This window comes from Alteromonas sp. 14N.309.X.WAT.G.H12, from assembly GCF_036697315.1.
In the GTDB taxonomy this organism is placed as follows: domain Bacteria; phylum Pseudomonadota; class Gammaproteobacteria; order Enterobacterales; family Alteromonadaceae; genus Alteromonas.
In genome coordinates, this window is the sequence record NZ_JBAHZB010000035.1 from 1 (window position 1) to 10,997 (window position 10,997).

Genomic DNA, 10,997 nt, shown 5'->3' on the forward strand with positions numbered 1-10,997 from the left:
AAAACTTTTATGAATCGTCGGTTGACACTCTTAACGAGTGCCCACACAGATTGTCTTGTTATAAATTGTTAAAGAACATTTTTGCTAACTTTCGTTAGCGGCTTCAGCGGTTTACCCTGAAGCGGGACGCGCATTCTACGCGCTTCGTTTTCAGTGTCAACATCTTTTTGAAATTTAATTTCTTAAGCTGTTTTGTTGAAAACTGTCATAACAATTACTTACGTTATCTGCTATAACAACTTCTTAGTGGTCCGTTTGACGTTCCCCGTCGAAGTGGTGCGCATTGTACGCTCCACAGGTTTTACGTCAACCCCTTTTTTGCGGTTTTTAGCTATTTAAATTGAAAAACGTATTGAACGATTAGTTTTCCTACAATCTCTGATTATTTTTGCTTCTTTAGTCTACTATTTCACCTTTACATTGTTCAATTTGTTACAAATGAGTAAACTATAACCAGCCTCCAACTCTTCACTAAAATAATTAAGGTAGGTTTATGAAAGTAGGCTTTGTTCAATGCGCAATTATTAGCGCGGTTTTTGCAATCGCAGGTTACGTCGTTTTTTCTTCCGCAAGTGTAGAAGCGAGTCTTCCTGTTACCGTTGCAGTTTCTTTATTAATTAGCGGCATCGTTACACCGTGGCTCGCTTCTTTTCTTAGTTCGTCTTCATCGACACCTGTTACAAAGCAGGCAGCTTCGAAAACGACCGAAGAGACAGCCACGTTATATGTAGGGAACCTTCCTTACAAAGCAAACGAAGATGCAGTAAAGGATTACTTTAAGGATTTCATCAATGTACAAAGTGTTCGTTTAATGAAAGATCGCCGTACTGGAAAACGTAAAGGCTATGGCTTCATCGAGGTCGTAACCGAAGACGTTGATTCAGCGATTTTAGAATTAAACGATAAAGTATTTTTGGATAGAACTCTGAAAGTCCGGGCCGCTCGTGAAAAAGGAGATGCAGAGTAGTCAGTTCTTATATTCATTTCCCCTTGCGTTCAACGCAAGGGGAAATGCCATTCCCTATACCCTTATCTGACATCCTATTAGAATTGATACATATCTGCTTAAACTAAAGGGTTAAGCATCATCGGTTTTAGGCTCAGTACTTTCTACTTCGCTACCTGGCGCAACCGGTTGGGTGTACTGCTGCTCAGTAGGCACCACATTCAGTAATCTCTGATTAAAACCGTGGAAGCGATTTATGGCTGAGATTAAATCTGGTACCTGTACATCTTTCATCTCATTAATTATGCCATTGATTATCGAATTGAAATCATCCCCCGAAGCTAACTGCTGCGTTGCGTCGTTAAATACATTCAACATCTTATCTAAATACTGGGCAATCGGCCGGGCCTCATCACCATGAGTGGTGTCTGATGCGCCATCTTTATAGTGCTGAATTTCACCGTAGGTTTTCACTACGTCGGGCTGCTGAACACGGTTTAACTGTAGCGCATATCCTGCCAGTTCCTGATCGTCATAGCCAAGTTCCAAGGCTTTTTCGAACGCCTTATCAATATCACCGCCAAAAAATGTATCCGTTAAATCCGAAACCGATCCGACTAAATCAGCGATAGCACCAAGCTCATCTTCATCGAGTTCTCCTTTCAATGAAAAATGCATACTGTGACTTTCATAATGTGCATAGGGCTGGTTAACAGCCGACGCTTCGTTTCTCACCCCATCTGTTTCAGAGGTACTTGCCTGCAGACTTTGCTGCTGTGATTGAAACGCTTTTACACTTTCAAATTTTAGCGTGATTTCATCACCGTCTTTCGTTCTGATTAACAATCCAGAAGAATCCGATGGCTGCCCACTTGTTGCCGACGTCTCAAAGAGTTGTTGTAATGCGGCTTCAGACTCGGGATTACCTAACAGTTCAGATTCCATTTGGGAAAGACGCTTCTCAATAAGATCCTCGCTACTTTTAATACCTGTGCTGATCTCATCATTTATCATATTGCCAAGATCACGTTCTGCCATTGCAACCCCACGAGAGACACCGTCTCTTGCTTGGGAAAACAAAGATGACAAGGTATTAGTATCGGCGCCACTGTCAGCAGCACCTTGAATAACACCACCGACAAAACGCATCACATTGCGCGCCACCTCTTCAAAATCAAACAATGAGGCAGACTTATCCTCCGTGGCATCATCAGCTTTATGGAATTTACCTTGCTTTCCGTCAACAGTAACATTGTGTTCCATGGACGAACTGTACACTTTCAAGCCGACAGTGGTTTGGGTACTCTTCACATTGACCGTGGCCACTTGTTGCTGAAATTCAGCCGCTTGACGTAGCCCATCTTGTTGAAGCTGTTTTTTTAATGCGCTGTTTGGGTTTTCCGATACCTGCTTGTCGGATACCACCGGCTTTTGCTCACTAACGAAAGCCTTAATATCGCTCACATTCATAATTTTGTCCTCACTAACCTCACACAGGTTATCGGCAGACTATACAGATTGTTTAATTTTAATACGTTTTATGTTCTATGATTGCACAATATACGAAACGCTCTACAATGCGCAGCCCGACCAATAAATTGATGATGGATTGATATGACAGCGCATACGCACAGTTTGGCATATACGGCACAACTTGAAGAAAAGAAGCACCGCTTGAGTCAACTGCTGGCTCCTTTCAGTGAAAATGAACTGACCGTGTTTCCATCTCTCGAGCACGGCTATCGTATGCGCGCAGAATTTAGAGTCTGGCACGACGGTGACGACCTCTACCACATCATGTTTAACAGTGAAACGAAGGAAAAATATCGGGTTGATCGTTTTCCACCCGCATGTTCCACCATTAATGACATGATGAAGGCACTGTTAGATTTACTTAAACCCTCAGACACCCTGAGAAGAAAGTTATTTCAGATAGATTACCTAAGTGGACTATCCGGCGAAATCGTCGTTAGCCTGCTTTATCACCGTCAACTTGATGATGCATGGGAGCAAGAAGCCCAAAACGCCCGTGAAATTTTACTAAAACAATTTGCAAACGTGAGTATTATTGGCCGCGCCCGTAAACAGAAAATCATTATTGGTAATGATTTCATTATAGAAAAACTGCCTGTTAATAATCGCATTTACCTGTTCAAACACGTAGAAAACAGTTTTACTCAGCCTAACGCTCGAATTAATTGCAAAATGATTGAATGGGCCATGTCTGTATGTCAGTCATCGAACACAGATTTACTTGAGATGTATTGTGGCGCGGGCAATTTTTCCCTGCCAATGGCGAGTCAATTTCGCCGTGTTATTGGTACTGAAATTGCCAAACCTTCTGTGGCAGCTGCCCAGTATAATATCGCGGCAAACCACATTGAGAATGTTGAAATCGTCAGGCTATCTGCTGAAGAGTTTACCGAGGCATTAAAAACCAACCGACAATTTTCTCGTCTAAATGGAATCGATTTAAGCGATTACCAATTTTCTACGGTTTTGGTCGACCCGCCCCGAGCGGGTTTGGACGAGGACTCTTTGGCCATGATTCAAGACTACCCCGAAATCATTTATATTTCCTGTAATCCGCAGACCCTGGTGGATAACCTTGCCACCTTAAGCAAAACCCACAAAGTGACGGCCAACGCGTTATTTGATCAATTTCCCTTTACTCACCATATGGAAGTGGGCGTATTACTAAAACGCATTAGTGATGAATAAAACGAAATGCACCGCGGGCAGTGATCCTTATTAGGCAATTAACTGCCTGAGGTGATCGGAGGCCGATAACTTCTAGCTCCTAACTGCACAAATCGCAATTGTGCTTTAACCCGTGTACCAATCCCTTCTCGCAGCGCAACATCCACTTCGAGAGCCTCAGCGCCGGCACTAAAGACCAAGCGAACCATGGCTTCTGCCTGAAGATTAGCCAACTGATACTCCACGCCTTGGCTCTCTACAATATAATCTGATAACTCTTCAATGAAATGCTGGATTTCCCGCAATACAGCCAAGCGATAGGCCGCGGATGTTCCTGTATGCTCACGGAGCAATAAACGAAACACATTTGAATTGGCGGTGATAAATTCCATAAAGGTGTCCACCGATGTATCAATAACGCCGCCGCCGGAGGCAATACGTCTGCGAGCCTGCCGCATTAATTGCCGTAGCGCTAATCCAGCTTCGTCTACCAGCGTCAATCCCAGCTCATCCATATCTTTGAAATGTCGATAAAACGACGTGGGGGCTATCCCCGCAGCCCGGGAAACTTCCCGCAAACTAATGGCGGATAGACTTCGTTGTTCGTCAAGCAACCCAAACGCCGCATCGATGATATTCTGGCGGGTTTTTAACTTCTGCTCCTGACGACTCATCTTCGACTCCTGATTTTTGACTAGCGACAACGTTGGATACCTAGTCTACCCGAATATTAAAACAAGCGGTAAACCTCTCGCAAAATCATCAGTAAAAACAAGCATTACCTAATGCTAGATACGTCAAAACAGGCAATTGTCCAGCATTTGCACTATACTTTAGTTCGTAAATTCACCTTTTTCCTTGCTTGCAGTGATTGAAACCGCTAAATTAGCGTACAGTTGTAAGCCGAGTTGTTATCATGAAAAAACCACCACTTATTTTGACCAATATCCTGGTCTTCATTATTACGGGAGCCATTGCGCTTCTTGCAGTGCCTCTTTGGGCCATGACTATGGGTTTTGAAACCACCGAAGTGGTCGTTGCCGTTGTCTTGTTTTATTTTACAGGTATGTCCATTACTGCCGGATATCATCGCCTGTGGTCTCACAAAACCTACGACGCCAATATTGTCGTTCGGATCATATTGGCAATAGGCGGGGCCATGGCGCTGCAAAATAGCATCCTGCATTGGTCGTCAGACCATCGAATTCATCATCGGCATGTAGACGATAACGACAAAGATCCCTACTCGGCTAAAAAAGGTCTTTGGTTCGCCCATATCGGCTGGATGTTACGAGAATATCAAACACATCGTTATAACGATTACAGCAACTGTAGAGATTTACAAAAAGATCCGGTGGTAATGTGGCAGCACAAGTACTACCTGGCCATCGTACTGATTGCCAACTTCGGTATAACTGGCCTACTCGGTTGGCTGAATGGCGATGTGTTGAGCATGATGCTGGTTGCCGGCGTATTTCGCTTATTTTTAGTCCATCACGTGACGTTTTTCATCAACTCACTTGCCCATTTTTGGGGAAGTCAGCCGTTTACAGATAAAAACACAGCCCGTGACAATAGTATTTTAGCCTTCTTTACTTTTGGAGAGGGCTATCATAATTACCACCACATTTTTGAATACGACTACCGAAACGGTATTTACTGGTGGCAATTTGATCCAACTAAATGGCTAATCCGTGGATTGTCTATGGTCGGTCTAGCCCACAACTTACGCCGCGTGCCGGAAGAACGTATAGAGAAAGCCCGAGTCGCCATGCAGTTACAAAAAGCGAGCGCAAGATTGGCAAAGCAACCTAACGCCGATGAATTGCTTAGCAAAGTGCAACATGAATACGAATTGTTGATTCAGAAAATGTCAGCCTACTATGCGGCCAAGAAACGTCTAATGAATGTAAGAAAACGCAGCTTGAAACGAAGCGTGGAACGATTAGAAATCGATTTCCATTATAAAGAACTTAAAAACGCGCTGGCGCTGCAAAAAGAGAAATGGCTTCGTCTACAAACGCTATCACCGCAGTTTAGTTAACCCTTTTTAAAAACGTCACCTTCGGGTGGCGTTTTTTGTTTAAAATAGCCAAATACATAAATTGACGTGTCAGAAACAAGACAGATATTTCTAACGTCAATTCAGCCTTTAGCCAAGCAATGGGCGATGTGACCAATGTTGCTAGGATCACAAACGAAAACCTGGTGCATAGTTTTACCGTTACAAAGCCATGCGGTGTTGGTTTATGTCTTACCAGACACTGGGTTGTCGAATTACATAACGACGACGTAGAAATAATTAAGGGACAAGATAACGGTGTTCAAATCATCGTTACCATTCCAATGCACCATGGCTGAAGGAATATGACGAAAAAGTAGTAAACTGATCATTTTTTGTCTTTCCAATCAAAATATTGCTAGACTTTGAAACATCAGACCTGAAAGCAAGGACGTCGCTTTCTAATGTCCCATATCTATCAGGTTCCACATTTCGCTGAGCACTGAACATTATGACAACTAAATCTGAAACATCTGCAAAATCGAAACCGACTTATCAGTACGATGCCATTGTTATTGGTACGGGCCCGGGCGGAGAGGGCGTTGCGATGCAATTGGCTAAAGCAGGACAAAAAGTCGCAGTTGTTGAACGCTATGAGGCTGTCGGTGGTGGCTGCACACATTGGGGAACCATCCCGTCAAAGGCACTTAGACATTCGGTGAGTCGGCTTATTGAATACAACCATACCCCGCTCTTTTCCGAAAACCAGGTTAACCGACACGTTACCTTTGCGGAAGTGATGCGCCATGCCAGTGGAGTAATACGCAGTCAGTCCAAGTTACGGGCCTCGTTTTATGATCGCAACAGAGTCACCCTGATCCATGGCGAAGCCAGTTTTGTTGATCCCCATACAATAAAAATAATACACAAGGACGGATCGGCGGAATATATTACGGCCAAACAGATTGCCTTGGCCACCGGTTCGCGGCCATATTGCCCGAAAGATATCGACTTTTCTCATCCACGAATTTACAACTCAGACACCATACTCTCCCTCAAACACGAACCACAAAATATTATTATTTACGGTGCCGGTGTTATCGGTTCTGAATACGCCAGTATTTTCAGAGGAATGGGCGTTAAAGTTGATCTCGTCAATATGCGTGATCGCCTGCTTTCCTTCCTCGATACTGAAATCTCCGATGCCCTTAGTTATCACTTATGGAACAACGGTGTGGTGATCCGGCATATGGAAAGCTATACCTCAGTGGAAGGACAGGAAGACTCCGTCATTATGAATTTGGAATCAGGTAAACGTATGCGTGCAGATTGCCTACTGTTTGCTAACGGCAGAACCGGTAATACCGATATGCTAAACCTTGATGCTATCGGTCTGAAAGCCGATTCTAGAGGCCAGCTAAAGGTGGATAAAAACTACCGTACTGAGGTAGACAATGTCTTTGCCGTGGGTGATGTCATTGGCTATCCGAGTCTGGCTTCTGCGGCCTACAATCAAGGCCGTGCTGCCGCTGAAGCCATGTGTACAGGTAAAGCTAATTCCGGCTTGGTCGAAGACATTCCCACGGGCATCTATACCATTCCAGAAATTAGCTCAGTGGGTAAAACCGAGCAGGAACTCACCGCGCAAAAAATTCCCTATGAAGTTGGCCGGGCGCAATTTAAACACCTTGCCCGTGCGCAAATTGCATCAACAACCGTGGGGAGTTTAAAAATACTGTTTCATCGAGAAACCAAAGAAGTGCTGGGTATTCATTGTTTTGGTGAGCGGGCGTCTGAAATTGTCCACATTGGACAAGCCATTATGCAGCAAAAAGATGGCGGGAATACCATAGATTATTTTGTTAACACAACGTTCAACTACCCGACAATGGCTGAAGCATATCGTGTTGCTGCGTTAAATGGATTAAACCGGATTTTTTGAATAAAAAAAGCCGGTCATCAGACCGGCTTTCTACTATTAGCGATTTAAAGCAAGGGTGTTACTTGCTTGCAGGGCGTCTCTGTGAGCGACAATGTCTATTTGCATCTTTTCTGGATGAAACGTCATTGTGGCGACAGCATAGTCACCCATATTCTCACTGGCTTGTTCAGTGACTTGGTATTGTGCTTCGCGGTAACGAATGTTGTTGCTGATCCTGTCAGTCATACATTGGTTATTCAATTCGAAAGACTTTGCATCCATACAATCGAAAAGCTGATTTCCATCAGACTCCGCATGCGCAATACCAAATGCCATTAACAGCGCCAAGCCGACTAATGTTTTACGCATGTGATTACTCCTGTGCTACATTGGATACTGTATAAATAAGCATACTGTAGATAGGGCAATTGGTCAAATTTAGATCACAGAAGTGTTACAGCAATATTACAAAAGAGGGAAATTATGTCAGACAGCAATACGCAATTTACAGCCCTTTGCTCCCGCATAAAACATTGCCAGATTTGCCAACATGCACTGCCCTTCCCCCCAAAGCCAATATTCAGTGCTGCGCAAGAAGCCAGAATCGTCCTTATTGGTCAGGCGCCAGGATTAAAAGCCCATGAAAGTGCTACCCCATGGAACGATGCCAGTGGAGAAAGACTACGAGAATGGATGGGAATCGACAAAACGATGTTCTACAACGAAAAACTATTGGCCATACTTCCCATGGGATTTTGCTTTCCTGGTTATAAGAACGGTGCCGATGCGCCACCGAGAAAAGAATGTGCGCCAACATGGCATAAGGCCTTACTGAGTTTTATTCGCCCCACACTCACACTCTTGGTTGGCAGGTATGCTCAGCAGTATTATATGCCCCAATATAAGACACTTACGCAAGCGGTCAAAGAGTGCTGCGAGGTCATAAATGAAAAAAACGGTAGTGGCACTATAGTTTTGCCCCACCCTTCGGGCAGAAACAACCGTTGGCTGGCACAACATCCGTGGTTTAATGAAAGGGTTTTGCCACAATTAAAAGAAACCATCAAAAAAGTAATTAACCAACATCCGGTGTAGTTAATCAGCGCCGTGTCGGTTGGCCTCAAGGAGCTTTAACAATTCATCAAATGGCATTGGCCGGGCAAAAAGAAAACCTTGCGCTTCTTCACACCCCAATTTAATCATGAAGCTCGCTTGCTCTCTTTTCTCCACCCCTTCAGCAATGGTCACTAATCCCAATTTATTGCCAAGGGTCACGATGGTTTCAACAATGACTGATTCCGTGCCGGCCTTAATGTCTTTGACAAAAGAACGATCAACCTTCAACCGATCCAGGGGCAGTTTTTGTAAATAACTCATAGAAGAAAACCCGGTCCCAAAATCATCAATGGCAATGGCAACACCGTGCTCTTTAAGGCTAGTTAATGCATCGATGACAATTTGTGGTTCATCCATTACCACACTTTCGGTTATTTCCAACTCTAAACGCTCTGGAGCACACTGCCTGAGACGCAAAGCCCCTTTGACCTTTTCCACAAATCGACGATCTCTAAACTGGGGAATAGACACATTAACGGCAACACGGACATGACCGAAACCCAATTCATCCAACTGCTTTATGCGCAAACAGGATTCTTCCAGCACCCATTCACCAATATCCACGATCAAACCGGAATATTCCGCTAATGGCACAAATTCGGCGGGTGAAATATAGCCGCCATCGCCGTCAGGCCAGCGCAATAAGCCTTCAACACCAATGATTTTTTCGCTCACCAAGTCAACTTGGGGCTGAAACCACAATTGTAGCTTTCTTGCATGAAAGTCCGCCCGCAAGCGACGGATCATGGCCAGTTGCCGGGTTGTCCGCTTTTCAAACTCAGGTTGATAAACTTCAAAATTATCGCTGATATTTTTCTTCGCGCGATTTAATGCAATATTGGTGCGTTTAAGGATATCCATCCCTGCGCATTGCTCTGTGCCCATTTTATACAAGCCAATGGTCACATTCACAGGCAAGGTGTGATCCCCCGCTTTAAAACTAAACGCAAACACAGAATTAATCGATTGTGCGTTGACCAAGTTTTCGGGACCTATGAGTCCAAAAACATCCCCCCCAATACGGCTTTTTCGTACGATATCAGGGTAATTAGTATCAAGGCGCTTGGCCACAGCGCGCAATAAGGCATTGCCGGCTTCCTGTCCAAGGCCATCATTGATATCTGAAAAGTGATTAATGTCAATCACGGCCACACATAAGGATGAATCTTCACGCACCGAAGGACGATCCAGCATATTAATAAATTCATTCCGGTTCGGTAATCGCGTTAACCAGTCTCTGAAAGCCGCATTTTTAAGCTCGTGGAACAAGTTAACATTTTCATAGCCGACAGAAATACTCGATAAGAATACTTCAAGCAACTGACGGTCAACGCTGCTGAGTTCCTTATCCATATTAATATAGACCGCCGCTTCAAAACCGGAACTGTTAAGGTAGAGTACGGTTGTGCCATCTTCAACTATGTGGCGTTTAATACGCAGGCTACGATTAATATTTTCCACAATACTTAGATTTTCAATGGATTCCACCGGTTGATTGATGAAGGAAGCAAAATTGCCCGCCGCGCCCAACACATAAACCCCGTTATCATCCCTATCGAGTACGGATCCCGCTCTGGCGCAAACCACACCTTCGGCCTCCAGCCCAAGCAATGAACTGATTTGGGTCACTATTCCTTCGCAAAAGCCTTTGATGGAATGCTCTTCCAGTAAGTTTGACGCGGAAATGATAATTTTTTTCAGCCCATGGCGGCTTTGATTAATGGTGAGAATTTGTTGATAAGAACGGATAGAGGCCAGTACCGTGGTGAGTAACTTGCTGCGGGTTAATTCGGTTTTCGTTTTGTAATCGTTAATATCGTAATTACGTATAACATCTTCTTCCGGCGCATAACCCGGTTGGCCGGTACGCAGTATAATACGCGGTTCGTGAAGATCCAGCGTCTCCCGCAAATACTCCACCACCATCAAGCCAGCATCATCCGTTTCCATTACCACATCAAGTAAAATGATGGCAATGTCACCACCGTGCTCTTTAAGCAACGCACAGGTCTCTTCCCCTGTGTATGCGTGAAGAAAATTAAGTCTTCTATCAGCAAAAATGACATCTGACAGAGCAAGTCGGGTAACGGTGTGGATCTCTTCGTCATCATCTGCAATCAGGATATTCCATACTTTATGAATAGCAGGCTTTATCTCAGGATGAAGATCCTCTTGCTGAAAAATAAGCTCGTCATTTTCATAATCTGCCGATGACATAGTCGTGTGATCCTTGAATACTGCTTCTATTAATCGTACTCGCTAGCCCCATATTTGCAAGTTTATCACTCACGCGTATCGCATTTTCATCACTT

9 protein-coding genes are annotated in these 10,997 nt (G+C 44.1%); 5 read left to right on the top strand and 4 right to left on the bottom strand.

What is annotated here, in order from left to right; genetic code table 11:
- Positions 1–493: 493 nt before the first annotated feature.
- Complete coding sequence (locus V5298_RS10810) at positions 494–967, top strand: RNA-binding protein (protein WP_332931476.1); 474 nt, start codon at positions 494–496, stop codon at positions 965–967.
- Between the two features lie 111 nt (positions 968–1,078).
- Here the strand turns inward: V5298_RS10810 and V5298_RS10815 are convergent, their stop codons facing one another.
- The gene (locus V5298_RS10815; RefSeq protein ID WP_332931477.1) at positions 1,079–2,416 is read right to left on the bottom strand and encodes a DUF5610 domain-containing protein; all 1,338 of its coding nucleotides are present in this window, start codon (positions 2,414–2,416) and stop codon (positions 1,079–1,081) included.
- Between the two features lie 144 nt (positions 2,417–2,560).
- Between V5298_RS10815 and trmA the strand changes: the two genes are divergently transcribed.
- Positions 2,561–3,667, top strand: a complete 1,107-nt coding sequence (trmA, locus tag V5298_RS10820; protein ID WP_332931478.1) for a tRNA (uridine(54)-C5)-methyltransferase TrmA — start codon at positions 2,561–2,563, stop codon at positions 3,665–3,667.
- A 38-nt stretch (positions 3,668–3,705) separates the two neighbouring features.
- Here the strand turns inward: trmA and fabR are convergent, their stop codons facing one another.
- Positions 3,706–4,320: an HTH-type transcriptional repressor FabR gene (gene fabR, locus V5298_RS10825; protein WP_332931479.1), complete on the bottom strand. Its 615-nt coding sequence runs from the start codon at positions 4,318–4,320 to the stop codon at positions 3,706–3,708.
- A gap of 242 nt (positions 4,321–4,562) precedes the next feature.
- Here fabR and V5298_RS10830 point away from each other — a divergent pair, with 242 nt between their 5' ends.
- Positions 4,563–5,690: an acyl-CoA desaturase gene (locus V5298_RS10830; protein ID WP_332931480.1), complete on the top strand. Its 1,128-nt coding sequence runs from the start codon at positions 4,563–4,565 to the stop codon at positions 5,688–5,690.
- Positions 5,691–6,159: 469 nt separating this feature from the next.
- Positions 6,160–7,590 (top strand): Si-specific NAD(P)(+) transhydrogenase, encoded by a 1,431-nt coding sequence (sthA, locus tag V5298_RS10835; protein ID WP_332931481.1) that lies wholly within the window; start codon positions 6,160–6,162, stop codon positions 7,588–7,590.
- Between the two features lie 36 nt (positions 7,591–7,626).
- On the opposite strand, the gene V5298_RS10840 is transcribed toward sthA, so the two are convergent.
- Positions 7,627–7,938, bottom strand: a complete 312-nt coding sequence (locus tag V5298_RS10840) for a pyridine nucleotide transhydrogenase (protein WP_332931482.1) — start codon at positions 7,936–7,938, stop codon at positions 7,627–7,629.
- A gap of 114 nt (positions 7,939–8,052) precedes the next feature.
- Here V5298_RS10840 and V5298_RS10845 point away from each other — a divergent pair, with 114 nt between their 5' ends.
- Positions 8,053–8,664 carry a uracil-DNA glycosylase family protein gene (locus V5298_RS10845; RefSeq protein WP_332931483.1) on the top strand — a complete coding sequence of 204 codons (612 nt, stop codon included), beginning with the start codon at positions 8,053–8,055 and terminating at the stop codon, positions 8,662–8,664.
- On the opposite strand, the gene V5298_RS10850 is transcribed toward V5298_RS10845, so the two are convergent.
- On the bottom strand, positions 8,665–10,902 hold the full coding sequence (locus tag V5298_RS10850; RefSeq protein ID WP_332931484.1) for a bifunctional diguanylate cyclase/phosphodiesterase: 2,238 nt from the start codon (positions 10,900–10,902) through the stop codon (positions 8,665–8,667).
- Between the last annotated feature and the right edge of the window lie 95 nt (positions 10,903–10,997).